Source organism: Nonomuraea sp. B19D2 (assembly GCF_040137845.1).
Taxonomy (GTDB): domain Bacteria; phylum Actinomycetota; class Actinomycetes; order Streptosporangiales; family Streptosporangiaceae; genus Nonomuraea.
Map to the genome: position 1 here is coordinate 41077 of NZ_JBEFAK010000008.1, position 17561 is coordinate 58637.

At 72.0% G+C, this 17561-nt stretch carries 14 protein-coding genes; 7 read left to right on the forward strand and 7 right to left on the reverse strand.

All coding sequences use genetic code 11. The annotated features are described in order from the left end of the window. Window positions 1-6 precede the first annotated feature (6 nt). Both ABN273_RS17095 and ABN273_RS17100 read right to left on the reverse strand, forming a co-directional pair. Window positions 7-1269, reverse strand: a complete 1263-nt coding sequence (locus tag ABN273_RS17095) for an ABC transporter substrate-binding protein (protein ID WP_349449851.1) — start codon at window positions 1267-1269, stop codon at window positions 7-9. Further along, entirely contained in the window at window positions 1266-2567 is a 1302-nt protein-coding gene (locus ABN273_RS17100) for a Gfo/Idh/MocA family protein (RefSeq protein WP_349449852.1), read from the reverse strand. The genes ABN273_RS17095 and ABN273_RS17100 overlap by 4 nt, the downstream gene beginning before the upstream one ends. A gap of 109 nt (window positions 2568-2676) precedes the next feature. Here ABN273_RS17100 and ABN273_RS17105 point away from each other — a divergent pair, with 109 nt between their 5' ends. Then, the gene (locus ABN273_RS17105; protein WP_349449853.1) at window positions 2677-3774 is read left to right on the forward strand and encodes an ROK family transcriptional regulator; all 1098 of its coding nucleotides are present in this window, start codon (window positions 2677-2679) and stop codon (window positions 3772-3774) included. On the opposite strand, the gene ABN273_RS17110 is transcribed toward ABN273_RS17105, so the two are convergent. Continuing rightward, window positions 3771-4292, reverse strand: coding sequence for a TetR/AcrR family transcriptional regulator (locus ABN273_RS17110; RefSeq protein ID WP_349449854.1), 522 nt, complete (start codon window positions 4290-4292; stop codon window positions 3771-3773). The two genes, ABN273_RS17105 and ABN273_RS17110, sit on opposite strands and share 4 nt — an antisense overlap. Window positions 4293-4389: 97 nt before the next feature. Here ABN273_RS17110 and ABN273_RS17115 point away from each other — a divergent pair, with 97 nt between their 5' ends. After that, a complete protein-coding gene (locus ABN273_RS17115) occupies window positions 4390-6603 on the forward strand; it encodes an MMPL family transporter (protein WP_349449855.1) in 2214 nt (737 codons plus the stop codon). Between the two features lie 105 nt (window positions 6604-6708). On the opposite strand, the gene ABN273_RS17120 is transcribed toward ABN273_RS17115, so the two are convergent. Then, window positions 6709-7797 (reverse strand): alcohol dehydrogenase catalytic domain-containing protein, encoded by a 1089-nt coding sequence (locus tag ABN273_RS17120; RefSeq protein WP_349449857.1) that lies wholly within the window; start codon window positions 7795-7797, stop codon window positions 6709-6711. A 133-nt stretch (window positions 7798-7930) separates the two neighbouring features. Here ABN273_RS17120 and ABN273_RS17125 point away from each other — a divergent pair, with 133 nt between their 5' ends. The 3 genes from ABN273_RS17125 to ABN273_RS17135 are packed head-to-tail and all read left to right on the forward strand — an operon-like array spanning window position 7931 to window position 12505. Continuing rightward, window positions 7931-9166, forward strand: a complete 1236-nt coding sequence (locus ABN273_RS17125; protein ID WP_349449859.1) for an ABC transporter substrate-binding protein — start codon at window positions 7931-7933, stop codon at window positions 9164-9166. Then, window positions 9163-11763 carry an ABC transporter permease subunit gene (locus ABN273_RS17130; RefSeq protein ID WP_349449860.1) on the forward strand — a complete coding sequence of 867 codons (2601 nt, stop codon included), beginning with the start codon at window positions 9163-9165 and terminating at the stop codon, window positions 11761-11763. Before ABN273_RS17125 ends, ABN273_RS17130 begins: the two co-directional genes overlap by 4 nt. Before the next feature lies 1 nt (window position 11764). Then, window positions 11765-12505, forward strand: a complete 741-nt coding sequence (locus ABN273_RS17135; protein ID WP_349449861.1) for an ABC transporter ATP-binding protein — start codon at window positions 11765-11767, stop codon at window positions 12503-12505. On the opposite strand, the gene ABN273_RS17140 is transcribed toward ABN273_RS17135, so the two are convergent. Both ABN273_RS17140 and ABN273_RS17145 read right to left on the reverse strand, forming a co-directional pair. Next, window positions 12497-13219 carry a dienelactone hydrolase family protein gene (locus tag ABN273_RS17140; RefSeq protein ID WP_349449862.1) on the reverse strand — a complete coding sequence of 241 codons (723 nt, stop codon included), beginning with the start codon at window positions 13217-13219 and terminating at the stop codon, window positions 12497-12499. The genes ABN273_RS17135 and ABN273_RS17140 overlap by 9 nt on opposite strands. Window positions 13220-13814: 595 nt before the next feature. Further along, a complete protein-coding gene (locus tag ABN273_RS17145) occupies window positions 13815-14696 on the reverse strand; it encodes a LysR family transcriptional regulator (RefSeq protein ID WP_349449864.1) in 882 nt (293 codons plus the stop codon). Between the two features lie 72 nt (window positions 14697-14768). Here ABN273_RS17145 and ABN273_RS17150 point away from each other — a divergent pair, with 72 nt between their 5' ends. Beyond that, window positions 14769-15437, forward strand: coding sequence for a type 1 glutamine amidotransferase domain-containing protein (locus tag ABN273_RS17150; RefSeq protein ID WP_349449865.1), 669 nt, complete (start codon window positions 14769-14771; stop codon window positions 15435-15437). Between the two features lie 88 nt (window positions 15438-15525). Then, complete coding sequence (locus ABN273_RS17155) at window positions 15526-16491, forward strand: alpha/beta hydrolase (RefSeq protein WP_349449867.1); 966 nt, start codon at window positions 15526-15528, stop codon at window positions 16489-16491. Here ABN273_RS17155 and ABN273_RS17160 read toward each other — a convergent pair. After that, window positions 16469-17509, reverse strand: coding sequence for a helix-turn-helix domain-containing protein (locus ABN273_RS17160; protein ID WP_349449868.1), 1041 nt, complete (start codon window positions 17507-17509; stop codon window positions 16469-16471). The genes ABN273_RS17155 and ABN273_RS17160 overlap by 23 nt on opposite strands. Between the last annotated feature and the right edge of the window lie 52 nt (window positions 17510-17561).

The window sequence follows — 17561 nt, forward strand, 5'->3', positions numbered from 1 at the left end:
CAGTGCTCACTTCAGCAGGGGCCCGAGGGCCGACTGCAGCTCGGACAGCGCCAGGTCGGCCGGCTTGGCGCCGGTGACGATGGCGTACGCGGACTCCTGGATGGCGGCGGTCACGTCGCCGTACCTGACGGCCTTGGGACGCGGCTTGGCGGCCAGGATGCCGTCCTTGAGCGCGGGCAGGTACGGGTACTTCTTGATCAGCTCAGGGTCGTCGTAAATCGCAGTCCGCGGCACCGGCATCGAGCTGGTCTGCGCGAACGCCTTGATCTGCGCCGCGCTGGTCATGAACGCGATGAAGTCCTGCGCGCTCTGCTTGTGCTTGGAGAAGGCGGAGACGGCCAGGTTGTTGCCGCCGAGCGTGCCCGCGCCGGGGCCGGTCAGCCCGGGGATGGGCGCCACGTCGAACTTGCCGACGACCTTGCTGGAGCCGTCCGTCTTCTGCGCGGCCTCGTACCCGTAGGCCCAGTTGCGGTAGAAGAGCAGCTTGCCCTCCTGGAAGGCGACCCGCCCCTCTTCCTCCTTGTACGTGATCGCCTCCTTCGGGATCATCCCGCTCTTGAAGCCGTCCGCGAGGAACTGGGCGGCCTGCTTGGCTGCCTCGCTCGTGACCTGCGGCTGGCCGGAGGCGTCGAGGAGCTGGCCGCCCGCGGAGGCCACGGCCTCGGAGAAGTTCACGGTCAGGCCCTCGTACTTGTCGAACTGGCCGCCGTAACAGCTCATGCCCTTCTGCTTGGGCAGCACCTCGGCGCAGATCTTCTTCATCTCGTCCCAGGTCTTGGGCGGCTCCTTGACCAGGTCCTTGCGGTAGTAGAGCAGGCCGGTGCCGGTGAACAGCGGTGCCGCATAGAGCTTGTCGCGATATTTCGCTGTTTCGACGGTGGTGGGGAGGAAGCCGGTCGTGTCCAGCTTCAGCTCGTCCACCCAGCGGTTCGCGGCGAACTCGCTGGTCCACACCGCGTCGATGAGGATCACGTCGCCGGCGTCCGACTTGGTCTGCGCGTTCTGGATGAGCTTGCGGCGCTGTTCGTCGGCGCTCTCCGGGAGCAGGACGACGGTGGCCTTCTCGTTCGGGTGCGCGGCGTTCCACGCGTCCACGATCTTCTGCACCGACTCGGCCTCGAACTTGCCGCTGATGAACGTGATCGGCCCACGACCGCCGTCCTGCTGGGCGGCCGGTTGGCTCGCCGGAGTGGACGAGCCGCAGGCCACGAGGCCCGCGCCCAGGGCCACAATGCCGATCAATGGGGCGGTGATGTGCGTTGCCTTCATCGGGGGGTTCCTTCCAGGGTGACGGTCTCGCCGTGCAGCCGCGACCTCTCGGCGGCCCAGGCGATGAGATGGCTGTGCAGGCTCTCCCCCGGCGAGGAGAGGATCGAGGAGCGGTCCCTGGTGGCGACCGCGGCCAGGAACGCGTCCACCAGCCCTTCGTCACCGCCCCCGTGGCCGCCTCCGGCCGTCGCGTGCTTATGGTCGCGGCCGCTTCGGGGCTCGTTGGCTCGTCCCTCGCTCTCTCCCCCCGAGCTCCTCCGCTCCGGACCCGTGGGACGGGTGTCGACGGTCTCGGCGCGGCCGGTGACGAAGTCGTGCACGGTCAGCCGCTCGCCGTCCCCGTCGATCGAGCCGCGCGTGCCGAAGATCCGGGTCTGCCGGTGGAGCGCCGGGGTGAAGGCGGTCATGGTGAACGACGCGGTCGTGCCGCCCTCGAACTCCATGTTCACGACCTGGTGGTCGACCACGTCGTTGTCGCAGGCGTACACGCACCTGCCGTACGGGCCCGTCCTGAGCGCCTCCAGCACGCCTGCCTCGGAGACGTCGTCGGTGAGCACCGACAGCGGCCACACCTCGCGCCCGGCCAGCGGGAGATAGATGCGCTTGGCCGAGTACGGGCACGCCGCCTCGACCGGGCAGTCCAGGCAGCGGTCGGCCGCGCCCTCCGGGCGGTTCTCCGGGCGGAAGTGCTTGAGCCCGCCGAACGACGACACGCGCGTGACCGGCTTGCCGGTGAGGTGCACCAGCCAGTCGAGGTCGTGGCACGACTTGGCGAGCAGCATGAACGTGGACTCGTCGGCCCGCCGCCAGTTGCCCCGCACGTACGAGTGCGCCTGGTGCCACCACCCGACCGGCTCCAGGTGCTGGATGCTGACGATCTCCCCGATCCGGCCCTCGTCCAGCAGCCGCTTCAGCACCCGCGTGTACGGGGTGTACCGCAGCACGTGGCAGACGGCGAAGACGGCGTCGGAGCGTTCGGCCGCCGCCACGATCCGCCGGCAGTCCTCCTCGGAGACCGCCATCGGCTTCTCCAGCAGGATGTCGTAGCCCAGCTCGGCGAAGCGCACCGCGGGCTCGACGTGCTCCCTGTCCATGGTGGCGATGATCACCGCGTCCGCCTGGCGGGGCTGCGCGGCCAGCTCGCGCCAGTCCGCGTACTGCTCCGCCCCGGGGAACCTGTCGCGGCGGGCATCCAGCGGATCGGCCACCGCGACCACCCGCGCCTGGCCGGTCTCGACGGCGTGGCGGGCGTACCCGGCCCCCCGCGAACCCGCGCCCACGACGGCGAGAGTGACCATTACGCCTCCACATATGTAACCAGTTCACGTATGTCGGCTGATGCTAGGATCCTGGCTGTCAGCCGTCAATGGGGAGTTATAGGGCAGTTATGAGAAAGGGTCGCATAAGTTGACCGAGCTCCGCCCGGGTGACGCGTCGCTGCTGCGCAAGGTGAACACCCAGGCCACACTCAGGGCCCTGCGCCGCGAGGGCGTGGCCACGCTGACCCAGCTCGGCCGCATCACCGGCCTGTCCAGGCAGACGGTGGAGGCGGTGCTCGACGAGCTGGGGGAGCGCGGCTACGTCAGGGAGGTGCCGCCCGACGAGGGTGTGATGGGACGGCCCGCGCGGCGGTTCGGGTTCCGCGCGGACGCCGGTTACGTGGTCGGCGTGGAGGTCGGGGGCGACGCGATCGTGGCCGCGCTGGCCGACCTCAACGGCGAGGTGATCGCCTGGGAGCGGGCCGACGTCTCCGGAGACGCCGCGGCCCACGAACGGCTGGAGGCGGCCCGGCGTACGTCGCTGGCCTGTGTGGACGGCGCGGGCGTCGCGCGCAAGCGGGTGTGGGCCGTGGCCGCGGGCACCTCGGGCATCGTGGACCGCACCGGGCGGGTGTCCCTGTCGATCACGTTGCCCGGCTGGACGGGCGTGGACCTGGCGGGCCTGGCCGGGCGCTGGTTCGGCTGCACCGCGCTGGCCGCCAACGACGCCAACCTCGCCGCGCTCGCCGAGCACTGGCGCGGCAGCGCGCAGCACGCCTCCGACGTGGTGTACGTGCTCATCGGCCACCGGGCGGGCGCGGGCATCCTGATCGGCGGCCGGCTGCATCCGGGCCGCAACGGGGCCGCGGGCGAGATCGGCACGCTGCGCCAGGTCGGCTGGGAGGACGCCGCCCGCGAGCTGGTCAAGGACGCCTCGGCGGCGGAGGTGTTCGAGGCGGCGCTGGCGGGCGATCGCGACGCCGTGCGGCGGGTCGACCGCTACGCCGAGAACCTCGCGATCGGCGCCTCGGCGCTCGCGCTGGCCATCGATCCCGACCTGCTGGTGCTCGGCGGCGGCTACGCGCGGGCCGGTGACGTGCTGCTCGAACCGCTCCGCCGCCACCTCGCCGAGCTCTGCGTGAGCGTGCCGGAGGTGGTGGCGTCCACGTTCGGGGACGAGGGGGTGGCGCTGGGCGCCGTACGCCTCGCGCTCGATCATGTCGAACGCGAGTTCCTGGGACTCTAGAAGGTGCGGCAGGCTTCCAGCAGCACGTCGCGGACCTGCTCCTCAGGCATGTCCATCGTGTTGACCGCGCCCCACTGCAGCGCGCCGAGCAGGGCCCAGCTCTTCAGCCTGGTCTCCGGATCGGGATCGTCGCCCACCAGCCTGGCGAAGATCTCGTCCCTGAACGTCCGGACCGTGGCGCGCTCCGAATCCGGCGCGCCGGGGTCGTCGGCGGCCAGGTCCTCCATGAACAGGCGGATCACCGAGCGGTAGCGCACCGCGAACGTCACCAGCGCGTCGACGAACGCCTCCCTGCTCGGGAAGTCGGCCCCGAGCAGCTCCAGCATCTCGTCGGCCGCCGGGGCGAGCAGCTCGGAGGCCAGGCGGTCCTTGGGATGGAAGTGGTAGGCGACGGCGGTCTTGGTCAGCCCCACGGCCGCGGCGATGTCGGCCAGGGACGTGCCCGCGTAACCGCGCTGCGCGAACAGCTCCCTGGCCGCCGCCAGGATCCGGGACCGGGTGTCGTCGGGTGTGGTCATCGTCTCATTTCCGTGTGATCCATCCCCTCCGGATGTTCCCTGCTTTATCGTAGTCCTGTACGAGCGTACAGGACGGCCGTCGAGAGGGCCTTGGGCGATGACGCGGTTTCTTGGGCGGCTGGGCGGCTGGTGCGCGCGGCACGGGTGGCTGGTGCTGACGTCATGGGTGGTCGTGGCGGCGGCGCTGATGGGCGGGAGCCTCGTGCTCGGCAGCCCGGTCAGCAACGACGTGACGATTCCCGGCACCGACGCGCAGCGGGCGCACGACCTCATGAAGACCGGCTTCGGGCCGGGCTACGACAACGGCGGCACGGTGCAGCTCGTCCTCTACTCCGCCGACGGGCCGCTCATCGAGGAGCGGCGCAAGCGGGCCGTGGAGGACGCCCTGGCGCGGCTGCGCACCATGCCGCACGTGGTGCAGGCAGACACGCCGTTCCGGCGCGGCGGCATCTCCTCCAGCCTGCAGATCGGGCTCATCACCATCCGCATGCAGGGCCACGACAGCACCAAGCTCGCCGAGAACACCCAGGCCCTGTCGAAGGCGGCGGACCCGGCGCGGGCCGCCGGGATCGAGGTGGTGGCGGCCGACAGCTCCACGCCCGCCGACAAGGAGATCAGGACCGGGCCCAGCGAGATCATCGGCGTGGTGTGCGCGCTGCTGGTGCTGGTGTTCGCGTTCGGGACGCTGGTGGCGGCGCTGGTGCCGATCTTCACGGCCCTGGTCAGCGTCGCCTCGGGGCTCGGCGTGATCGGGCTGCTCGGGCACGTGCTGGACGTGCCCAAGCAGGCGGGCATCATGGCCACGATGATCGGCCTGGGCGTGGGCATCGACTACGCGCTGTTCCTGCTGTCCAGGCACCGGCGGCTGCTGGCGGACGGGGTGCCGGTCGTGGAGTCCGTACGGCGTACCGTGGCGAGCTCCGGCGGGGCCGTGGTGTTCGCGGGCGGCACGGTGATGATCGCGCTGACCGCGCTCATGCTGGGCGGGTTCCCGCTGCTGGCGACGCTCGGCTGGATCACCGGCATCTCCGTCATCGCCGCCGTGCTGACCTCGGTCACGCTCGTCCCCGCCCTGCTCGGGCTGCTCGGCCACCGGATCAACGCGCTCAAGGTGCCTCTCCTGCGCGGCGGCGGCTCGTCGGGCTCCGGATGGGCGGGCCTGGGGTCGTGGGTGGCACGCCGGCCGTGGCGGGTGCTGCTCGGCAGCGTGGTGGTGCTGGGCGTGCTGACGGCCCCGGCGCTCGCGCTGCAGCTCGGGCCGCTCGACGACGGGTACGGCACGCAGGGCTCCGAGCCCAGGCGTGCCTACGAGCTGATGGCCACCGGCTTCGGCCCCGGCGCCAACGGCCCGCTGATCGTGGTCGCCGAGCTGCCCTCCCAGGTGGCCGACCCGAAGGATCCCATCGTGGACCTGGTCGCCCGCGAGGTGAAGGACGTCGACGGCGTCGTGCACGTGGCCGACCCCAAGGTGAACTCCTCGGGCCGCTCGGTCCTGCTCCAGGTCGTCACCGACTACGCCCCCAGCGACGCGCGGGCGTCCGAGGCGGTCGAGGACATCAGGGCCATCTCGCTGCCCGGGGTGAGCGTGCACGTGGGCGGCAAGGTGGCGGGGATGACGGACGCGGGCACCCGGATGTCCGAGCGCACCCCGCTGGTCATCGGCGTGGTGGTGCTGCTGAGCGCCCTGCTCCTGCTGCTCGCCTTCCGCGCCCCGGTGGTCGCGGTGAAGGCCGCGGTCATGAACCTGATCTCGCTCGGCGCCGCCTTCGGCGCGCTGGCCCTGGTGTTCTCGATCGGCCTCGGCAGCCGCCTGGTGGGCATGGACGCCCCCGCCGGCGCCTCGTCCCTGCAGGCCGTCTTCTTCTCGGTGCCGATCGAGAGCTACGTGCCGCTGATGCTGTTCGCGGTGCTGTTCGGGCTGTCGATGGACTACGAGGTGTTCCTGCTGACGGCGGTGCGGCAGGCGTACCTGCGACATGGGGACAACGCGCGGGCGGTGGCGGAGGGGCTCGGCTCGACGGGCCGGGTCATCACGTCGGCCGCCCTGATCATGGTGGCCGTGTTCGTGGCCTTCATCGCGTACCCGGACCCGATGGTGAAGACGTTCGGGGTGGGGCTGGCGGTGGCCATCGCGGTGGACGCCACGATCATCAGGGGGTTCCTGGTGCCGGCGACGATGGTGCTGCTGGGGCGGCTCAACTGGTGGTGCCCGCGCTGGCTGGACCGCCTGCTGCCGAACCTCTCGGTGGAGGGCCACGAGGAGGATGGCCCCGCGCCTCGGCATCAGGAGCCCGTCAAGCTGGGGGTTTAGCGGACCTGTCAGTCGGTGTCGACGAGGTCGCAGGCGGCGACCCCGCCGGATCCGCACCTCGCGTCTCCTCTCTGAGATCGTTCGCTACTCAGCGAAGTGGCGCGCTCAGAAGGTGATGACCGTACGGGCGACCGAGCCCTCCCGAACGTGGGCGACCGCCTCGTTGATCTGGTCGAGCGGCAGGCGTTCCGAGATGAGGCCGTCGAGGTCGAGGCGGCCGCACAGGTACTGGCCGGCCAGCATGGGCAGGTCGCGATGGGGTGCGGCGTCGCCGCCCTGGGTGCCCATGAGGCGGCGCGAGGCGAACAGCAGGCCGGGGTCCAGCTCGACGGGCTTGCCCTGGGGCGGGCTGCCCACCATGACCGTGGTGCCGCCGGACTGGGTCGCGGCGAAGGCCCCGGACAGGACGCCGGGCGCGCCCGTCGCGTCGAAGGCGTAGTCGACGCCGCCCTTCACCACCTCGTCCACCTGGCGAGGCAGGTCGCCGGCGAGGATCGTGTGGGTGGCGCCGAAGCGCTCGGCCAGCTTGAGCTTCTGCTCCGCCACGTCCGCGGCGACGATCGTGGTGGCGCCCGCGAGCACCGCGCCCTGGATGACGTTGAGTCCCACGCCGCCGCAGCCCACGACGAGCACGCTGGCGCCGGGCGGGACCCTGGCGACGTTCATGACCGCGCCGACGCCGGTGACGACGCCACAGGCCAGCAGGCACATGGCGGCCAAGTTCGCGCTCTTTGCGACCTTCACGCACATGGTCTCGGCGACGACCGCGTACTCGGCGAACGAGCCGATGCCGATGAACCGGCGCGTCTCCTCCCCGTCCAGGGTGATCCTGGGGGTTCCTCCCATGATCGCCTGCAGCCTGGCGGGACCCGAGCACAGGTGGAACCGGCCGGCGCCGCAGTGGCGGCACCGCCCGCAGGGGCCGTTCATCGAGATGATGACGTGGTCGCCGGGCCGGACGCCGGTGACGCCCGCGCCGACGCTCTCCACCACCCCCGCGCTCTCGTGCCCCAGGATGAACGGCAGCCTGCTCACCACCGGGCTCTTGCCGTCGATGGCCTTGAGGTCGGAGCCGCACACGCCGGACGCCTTGATCTGCACGCGGACCTCGCCGGGGCCGGGGTCGGCGATCTCGACCTCGCGGATCTCCATCGGGGCGTGGAACCCGGTCAGCACGGCCGCGCGCATCAGCATGCGCCACACGGTAACCCGGCCTCATGATTGCGAGCAAGCGGTTGCTCGGGCATGCCCGTTGACACCCCGACGAGCCGAATTTACGCTCGGCACAAAACCAAGCGAGCGCTAGGCCAAATCGCAGGAGGCCAGGATGGTACGGCGGGTCGCGGTGCCACTCACAGTAACGTTGCTCGTCTGCGGGTGCGCGGCCCAGCAGAAGAGCGCGGTCGGTCCGGCGGCGCCCGGCGTGACCGACACGACGATCAAGGTCGGCGGCGTGCTGACCAAGACCAGCGCCAGCGGCTACTCCACCAAGGACGCCGAGATCGGGGCGAAGGCCAGGTTCGAGCGGGCCAACGCCGAGGGCGGCGTGCACGGTCGCAAGATCGAGTTCGTCGGGGCCGAGGACGACGGCCAGGACGCGGCCAAGGGCGACGCGGCGGCCAAGAAGCTCGTGCAGAAGGACCAGGTGTTCGCCCTCGTACCCGTGCACGCCCCGAACTTCGGCGGCGCCGCCTTCCTCGAGCAGCAGGGCGTGCCGTGGTTCGGCTGGGCGACGGGCCCGCAGTGGTGCGGCACCAGGACCGGCTTCGGCTACAACGGCTGCCTCGCGCCCAAGCAGGGGGCGGGCTCCCAGACGTGGTGGGGCAGCCAGATGGCCGACCTGCTCGGCGGCGCCGCGGGCAAGACCGTCTACGTGCAGACCTCCGACTCCAGCGGCAGCAAGTACGGCGGCACCACGATCTCCCAGTCGTTCACCGCCGCCGGGTTCAAGCTGGTCGGCGTGAACTCCGGCCTCCCGGCCGCCGCACCGCCCCCCGACTGGCTCCCGTACGTCAACAAGATCATGACCTCGAACGGCGGCCAGGCCCCCGACATCGTGGTCTCCGTGATCGCCGGCACCAAGTTCAACGTCGGCCTGTACTCGGCGCTCAAGCGGGCCGGATACCAGGGCGTGCTGACGGACGCCACCAGCTACGACGCCGCCATACTCAAGGACCAGGCCAGCGCTCAGGCGCTGGAGGGCGTGATCGCGGCGCCGATGTTCGAGCCGTTCGAGTCCACCGCCCCCGAGATCGCCCGGCTCAAGCAGGACGTCGAGCAGGTCTCGCCGGGCGCCGTGCTGACCCAGCACCTGGCGATCGGCTACTGGTCCGCCGACATCTTCCTCGACATGCTGAACAAGACCGGCAAGGACCTCACCCGCGAGAAGTTCCTGGCCACCGGCAACGGCGACTACCTCTATGAGAACGCCGGGTTCGGCAGGATCCAGTACCCCAAGGACCACAGCGAGCCGAACGGCTGCGGCGCCCTGGTCAAGCTGGAGAACGGCGCCTTCCAGGTGGCCAAGAGCATGAAGTGCTTCGACAACGTGCCGCTGAAATGATCGTCGGCTACGTGCTCAGCGGCCTGGTCACCGGGGCGATCTTCGCGGTCATGGGATCGGGCCTGACGCTCTCGTACGCGGCGACCGGGGTGTTCAACTTCGCCCACGGCGCCATCGGCTTCCTGGCCGCCCTGCTGTTCTACGAGCTGAACATGGCGGCCGGGCTGCCCGCGTGGCTGTCCGCCCTGGTGTCAGTCGTGCTGTTCGCCCCCGCGCTCGGCTTCGTCCTGCACAAGACCATGTTCGGCGGGCTCGCACAGGCGGGCGAGACCGCGCAGATCGTCGCCACGATCGGCCTGACGATCGCGCTGCCCGCGCTGGGCCTGCTGGTCGTGGACCTGGCCGGGCTGCCGAGCGCGGACGCGACCTCGCTGCCGCGCGGCATCGGGCCGCACCCGGCGCTCTCCTTCGACGTGCTGGGCGTCCGGCTGGACACCGACCAGCTCATCACGTTCGGCTTCTCGGCGGTGGCGGCGGCCGGGCTGTGGGCGTTCATGCGGCATTCCCCGTACGGGTTGCGCATGCGGGCCGCCGTGGACCGGCGCCGCCTGGCCACGCTCCGGGGCATCGACGCGGACGCCACCTCGGCGCTGGCCTGGATGCTCGGCTCGGGACTGGCCGGGCTCGCCGGGGTGCTGGCCGTGTCCGTGCTGGGGCTGGACGCGACGGCGTACACGGTGCTGCTGTTCGCCTCGGCCACGGCGGCGGTGTTCGGGCGGCTGCGGTCGATCCCGTGGACGTTCGCCGCCGGGCTCGCGCTCGGCATGATCCAGAACCTCGTCGCCGGATACACCGACTTCCTCGAGGAGGTCACGGGGCTGCGCACGGCGGTGCCGGTCATCCTGTTGTTCGCGGGGCTGGTCCTGCTGAACAGGTCGCGCGAGCGGGTCGCGGGCAGCGCGGCCGAGGACGCGCCGCCGCCCGACCACCTGGCGGGGCTGCCGCCCTGGCGCCGGCGGCTGCCGTGGGCGCTGGGCCTGGCCGGGCTGCTGGTGTTCACCTTCCTCGCGTCCGAGTACTACGTGGGCGTGGCCGCGCAGGGGCTGGTGCTGGCGCTGATCTTCTGCTCGTTCGTGGTGGTGACCGGGATCGGCGGCATGGTGAACCTGGCCCAGGCCGCCTTCGCCTCGATGGCGGCGCTGACCTGCGGATGGGCGTTCTCCTCCGGGCTGCCGTTCTTCGCGGCGATCCTGCTGGGCGTGGCTGCGGCGGCCGCCGTGGGGATGCTGGTGGCGCTGCCCGCGCTGCGGCTGGGCGGGCGGGTGCTGACGCTCGCCACGCTGGCCATGGCGCTGCTGGCCGACCAGGTGCTGTTCCAGGTGGACGCGTTCAGCAACGGGACCATCGGCTGGCCGCTGCCCGCGCTCGGGCTCGGCTTCGCGGACACGTCTGACGCCCGGGTGCGGGTGGTGGTGCTGCTCGTGCTGATCGCCGCGGTCGCGGTGCTCGTACGGAATCTTGAAAAATCCGCTTCCGGGCGGGCGATCCTGGCGGTCCGCTCGGCCCCTGCCGCCGCCACGACGTCCGGGCTGTCGGCGCCCCGTACCAAGATCATGCTGTTCGCGCTGGCGTCGGCGATCGCCGGGCTGGGCGGGGTGCTGTTCGCCGTCTCCAAGGGGTCGATCACCGCGACCGACCTGCCGGCGTTCTCCGGGTTCGTGTGGCTGGCCGTGGTCGTGCTCCAGGGTGTGCGGCGCATCGGCGGCGCGGTGCTCGGCGGCCTGATCGCGGTGGTCGTGCCCGAGCTGCTCGCTGCCTGGGGCGTGTCCGCGCACGTCGGGGCCATCCTGTTCGGGGCCGGCGGGATGATCCTGGCCAGGCATCCCGACGGGGTGCTCACCCAGCTCGCCGAGCTCCGCCAGCGCCGCCGTGCCCCTGCGGAGCCTGGGCCGTCGCTCACTCGCGCCCAGGCTGAGGGACCGCTGTTCAGGCTGGAGGGCGTCGTCGCCGGTTACGCGGACTGCACCGTGCTGCGCGGCGTGGACCTGGCCGTCAACCCCGGCGAGGTGGTCGCGCTGCTCGGCGCGAACGGCGCGGGCAAGTCCACGACCTGTGCGGCGGCTGCCGGAGACCTGCCCGTCACCAGCGGCAGGATCCTGCTCGGCGGCGAGGACGTCACGGCCTGGACCGCCCACCGCAGGGCACGGGCGGGCATCCTGCTCGCGCCCGAGGGCAGGGGCGTGTTCCCCGGCCTCACGGTGGCGGAGAACCTGCGGACCTGGCTGGCCGACCCCGATCCCGTCTACGAACGCCTGCCCCAGCTCGCCGAGCGCCGTAACGTGCTCGCCGGCGCCCTGTCCGGGGGCGAGCAGCAACTGCTCACGCTGGCCCCGGCGCTGGTGCGGCCGCCACGGGTGCTGATCGCGGACGAGCCGTCGCTGGGGCTGGCGCCGATGGTGGTGCGGCAGGTGTTCGACGTCTTCGCCGAGCTGCGTTCCCGCGGCGTGGCGCTGCTGCTGGTCGAGGAGAAGGCCACCGAGGCGCTGGCCATCGCCGACCGGGTGGCGTTCATGCGGCTGGGCCGCGTCACCTGGGCGGGGCCGCGTTCGGACGTGGACAGCGAGCGGCTGACCGCCGCCTACCTGGGGGTGCGGTGACATGCTTGCCGTGGAGGGCGTGTCGGTGGCGTTCGGCGGGGTCAAGGCGCTGGACCAGGCGTCGTTCGAGGTCGCGGAGGGTCAGGTCTGCGGCGTGATCGGGCCGAACGGCGCGGGCAAGACGACGCTGTTCGACGTCGTGTCCGGGCTGCGCAGGCCGAGCGAGGGGCGGGTCAGCGTGGCGGGCCGGGACCTGACCGGCGTGTCCCCGGTCAGGCGGGCCAGGGCCGGGGTGCGGCGCACGTTCCAGCGGACCCAGGTGTTCGGGCGGCTCACCGTCGCGGACAACGTGCTGGCCGCGCTCGACTGGCACGGCGGCGGTGGCGGGCTCGCCGCCGACCTGGTCGGCCGGCCCGCCCGGCGGCGGCTCGAGCGGGAGCGAGGTGAGCGCGTGGCCGAGGTGCTGGAGCTGTGCGGGCTCACCCCGCTGCGCGACGCGTACGCCGCCGCGCTCCCCGTCGGGCAGCGCCGGCTCGTCGAGCTGGCCAGGGCCCTCGCCGACCGGCCCCGGCTGCTGTTGCTGGACGAGCCCACCTCGGGCCTGGACGCCTCCCAGACGGCCCGCCTGGGAGAGGTAGTCAAGGCGCTGGACACGACCGTGCTGCTGGTCGAGCACGACATGAGCTTCGTCATGGACACCTGCGACCGGATCGTCGTGCTGGATCTCGGCAAGGTGATCGCCGCCGGCACGCCGGGCGAGATCAGGGAGGATCCGGTCGTCAGGGCCGCCTACCTAGGATGAGTGGCGTTCGGTGAACGACAGGATGCGGCGCCAGGCGTCCTGGCAGGCATCCGACCACTCGGCGTACGTGCGGTCGAAGAACGAGTGGGGCGCCCCGTCGTAGATGACCTTCTCGTGCTCCGTGCCGACCCGGTCGAGCGCGGCCTCGAACGCCGCGAAGTCCGCGGGCGTGGAGACCGTGTCCGCGCCGGCCAGCAGCATCAGGAGGGGCGCGCCCGGCCCGGTCTTCGGCTCCTCGATGGCGCGCAGCGCGCCGTAGAAGCCGATGCCGCCCGCCAGGCCGTTCCCCTCGTACGCCTGCCGCCACGACTGGGCGCCGCCCATGCAGAAGCCGACCGAGAAGACCGGGCCGTCCAGGGCCTCGGTGGCGGCCTTCGCGTCGGCCCGCACGTGGTCGCTCTTGAGCTGCTTGACGTGCGTCATGTAGTCGAAGTCGTCGCCCCGGTCGCCGAGGCCCGCCGTGCGGCCGAAATAGTCGATCGCGATCGTCCGGAACCCCGCCTCGGCGAAGCGCACGGCGAGGTCGCGGTAGTACGGGTGCAGCCCGCGCACGTCAGGCAGGATCACCACGCTGCGGCCGTTCGGCTCGGCGGGCTCGGCCCGGTAGGCGAGGAACCGGTTGCCGTCGGCGGCGGTCAGCTCCAGCTGCTCATGAGAGGCCACCTCGCCCTGGATCGGCGGGGCGGGCGGTCTGCTGTCGGTGGAATGGCACATGAGGGCAGTATGCCCACGGTGATGGGGTCTATCGAAGGCCAGTGCTCCCGCCTTCAGGCGGGATGGTGAAGGCCCGCGTGTGAGTGCCCTCTGGGGCGCGAGCGTGCAGTGACCGCAACTCCTTGCGACTTAGCGGCCACGTACGGTACGGTGCTTGCGGTCGAACAGGTAAGCGATAGCCAAGCTGACTGAGAGATCACTTCCTTGATTCATTGGTATAACGATGCCGCCGGACGGGCGGTGACAGGACGTGGAGACTCGCCGTTGGGCGGGTCGGTGAAGCGTCAAGCATCCCGTTCCATAGGTTGTGCCGTGTAGGCGGCATGAACTGCTGTGTGAGCAGCACGGGAATCTCTGCCGTTCACGGCGGAGAGCACGTCAACCAGGTACTCGGAGTGGCAGGCTCGTCGTGTTCCGGCCGGGCAGACTTATGCCTATGAACCGGGAACTCGGGGCGTTTCTCCAGGCCCGCAGGAACGAGGTCACGCCCGAGGACGTCGGGCTGCGGCGGATCGGGGCAGCGGCTCATGCTGCTCCATCCCGAACCGGGCGGCGCCAACGAGGAGTCGCTGCGGCTCCTCGCCTCCTGGTCGGCCTAGTACGTGGGAGCGGTGCGGAACGCCTCGATGAGGTGCGCCCGTACCCGTGCCACCGCGGGCCTGGCCAGCGCGCCTGAGCGGACGGCCAGGTAGCCGGTGTTGATCGGCGCCTCGTCGGGCTCGGCCAGCGTGACCAGCGTGCCCGCCGCCAGGTCGCGGCGGCACAGATAGGCGGGCAGGACGGAGACGCCCATCCCGGCCCTGACGGCGCTGAGCACGCCGCGCAGGTCGGGGATGACGACCTGGGCCGCCATCGAGGGCCGCCGGCCGAACACGGTCCGCCAGTAGCGGCGCACGATGGGCAGATCCTCGGCATAGGCCACCAGAGGCACCCCCGCCAGCTCCCTCGGCCCGGTGCCGGGAAGCGCCAGGAAGGGGGCGGCGACCAGCAGGAACTCCTCGTCGTAGACCGGGTCCGCCTGCACGCCGCGCACCCGGGGGCGGATCGTGGACAGCACCAGGTCCAGCCGCCCGGCCGCGAGGTCGGCCAGGAGGTCGTCCGACAGCCCGAGCGTGGTCCGCAGCCGGAGCCCGGAGCGCACCAGCGGCGCGAGCATCGGCATCACCACCTCGCACAGGAACTCGGCGGGCCCGCCCAGGTGCACGGCCACGTCCGAGGGCAGCTCCGACTCCACCACCTCGTCCAGCGCGTCGAGCGAGGGCGCCACCCGGCGGGCCAGCTCGTCGGCGGCGGGCGTGGGCGCGACCCCGCGCGCCAGCCGGTCGAACAGCGGCCGGTCCAGCACCGACTCCAGCATCTTGACCTGCGCGGTCACGGCCGGCTGCGACAGGCCGAGCGTCTGCGCGGCGGCCGTGATGGACCCGGTCCTGTGCACCGCGAGGAACGTTCGCAGCAGGTCGAGCGAGAGGGGCGACATATCACTATTCTGATGCCTCAGGCGATATTTCGTTATTTGTGGTGATGGCTCTCCGGAGCGATGCTGTGAGACATGAGCAAGCGCATCCTGATAGTTCTGACCAGCCATGACGACCTCGGCGGCGTCGAGCGGACCGGCTACTACGTGCCGGAGGCCGCCCACCCCTGGGAGATCTTCCGCAAGGGCGGATACGAGGTGGACGTCGCCAGCGTGCGGGGCGGGCAGCCGCCCCAGGACGGGTTCGACCCGGATGACGAGGCCCAGGCGGCCTTCGTCGCCGCCGTCGAGCAGCAGGGCACCGGCCGCCTGGCCGACGCCGACCCCTCCCGCTACGACGCCGTGCTCTACGCCGGAGGCCACGGCACCATGTGGGACTTCCCCGACGATCCCGACGTCATCCGCGTCGGGCGCGAGGTGTACGAGCGGGGCGGCGTGGTGGCGGCGGTCTGCCACGGCCCGGCCGCGCTGGTGAACCTGACCCTGTCCGACGGCTCCCACCTGGTGTCGGGCAAGCGGGTGGCGGCGTTCACGAACGAGGAGGAGAAGCTGCGCGGCGTGGCCGACGTGGTGCCGTTCCTGCTGGCGGACAAGCTGGTGGAGCGGGGCGCCCAGCACGAGCCGGGCGCGAACTGGCAGGCTCAGGTCGTGGTGGACGGCCGCCTCGCCACCGGCCAGAACCCGGCGAGCGCCGCGCCGCTCGCGGAGCGCGTACTGCAAGTTCTCGCCGATCGGCGGGTCTGAATAGCGCAATCGCCGCCGGATGGCGGATTGTGCGCCGCGGCGCGGGCTCCGAGCATCGAGGGGTAGCCGTCCGTAGATGGGAGACCTCATGGCATTTCACCCCAACCTCGATCCGGAGATCCGCGCCGCGCTCGAACGCACGCCGCTCCCGACGTTCGAGATGGCGAACCTGTCGGGCGAGGAGCTGATCGGGATGCGGGCGCAGGTGAACGCGTTCCTCGCCGCCGCGCCGCCCGCGGACACGGACGTGGTGATCGAGGAGCGTCACGTTCCGGGCCCCGAGGGCGCCCCCGACGTGCGGGTACGGATCTACCGTCCGGCGCAGGACGCCGATGGGCGGCCGGGGCTCTACTGGATCCACGGCGGTGGGATGATCATCGGCACGCCCGAGATCGACGAGGCGATGATGATCGGCTACGTCGAGGAGCTCGGGTGCGTGGCGGTCTCCGTCGACTACCGGCTGGCGCCGGAGAACCCGCATCCCGCGCCGGTCGAGGACTGCTACGCGGGGCTGTTGTGGACCGCCAAGTCGGCGGGGGAGCTGGGCATCGACCCGGCCAGGATCGCGGTCGGGGGCGCCAGCGCGGGTGGCGGGCTGGCCGCGGCCACCGTGCTGCTGGCCCGCGACAGGGGCGGCCCGGACGTGGCGTTCCAGCTGCTCGTCTGCCCGATGCTGGACGACCGCAACATCACCCCGTCCAGCCACGAGTTCACCGAGGCCGTGGTGTGGGACAGGAGCGCCAACATCTACGGCTGGACCGCCCTGCTCGGCGACCGCATCGGCACCGACGACGTGCCCCCGTACGCGGCCCCGGCCAGGGCCACGGACCTGTCCGGGCTGCCGCCCGCGTTCATCGACGTCGGCGAGCTGGAGGTGTTCAGGGACGAGGACATGGACTACGCGCTGCGGCTGTCGCAGGCCGGGGTGTCCACCGAGTTCCACCTCTATCCGGGCGCGTTCCACGGGTTCGACGGGATGGTCCCGGACACCGAGCTCAGCAAGCGGACGCGGGCGGCCCGGCTGGCCGCGCTCAGGCGCGCGTTCCGGCTCTGAGGTTCGCGCGGAGCCGTACCAGGGCGAGGGCCAGGTGGGCGCGGAGGCGGCCGGCCGGGTCGGCGAGCGAGAAGCCCAGTACGGATTCGGCGCGGGCGATGCGCGCGGCCATCGAACTGTGGTGCAGGTGCACGGCGGTGGCCGCGCCGCGTACCGAGCCCGCCAGGCACAGCGCCCGCACCGCCGCCATGGCCTCGTCGCCGAGCCGCTCCATCGCCTGGACGTCGGCCAGGCCCGCGACCGCCGGCTCGGGGAGGTCGGCGAACAGCGCCAGCGCGCCCAGGTCCGACCAGCGCATCACGCGATCGTGCGGGCCGGTGAAGCGGAGCGCGGTCCGCGCGCCGGCCCAGGACTCGGCCGCCCGCTCCCCAGGCAGCTCGGGACCGATCCCGACCCGCGACCCCTCGGGAAGCTGGCTGGGCAAGGTGGTCGCCACCAGGACCGCCTCCGTGTCGCCGATCGTCGTGGCGCGGATCTGGTGGCCCATCGCGCGCAGGCCCGAGGCCAGCCCACGATCGGGCAGCGCGATGGCGAGCGCCTGGAGCGGGGTGGACGGGGGGAAGCCGAGCAGGCGCAGGGCGCGGGCGCGTTCGGCCTCGCCGGTCTCGGCCGACAGCACCAGCTCCACCAGCGCGGGGTCCTGCCCGGACCGCGCCAGCGCGCCTGCGCGTTCCAGGGTGACCTCGGCCGCCACCGCGTACCGCTCGAGGACGATCTCGTCGAGCCCGTGCGGCGGCCCCTCGCGCTCCATCCAGACCGCCCCGAGCCCGTCGCTCAGCTCTCTGACCTGGGACGGGGCGTCGGGCGTGGCCACGGCGCCGCTGGGCGACGTGCGGGTGCGGCGGCCGGTGGCCGCGTCGAGCAGCCCGACCGGGCACTGCGCCAGCCGCGCCGTGGCCGCGAGCAGCACGGGCACGCTCACGTGGTCGCGAACCAGCGAGTCGAAGTAGGCGATGACCCGCACCGCGCTCTCCGCGTCCGCGTCGAGCGTGGAGAGCCGCAGCAGCAGTCCCTGCATGGCCAACAGACTATGTCCGGCAACCACTGTTCGAGCTACCAAGCGTGCGCTA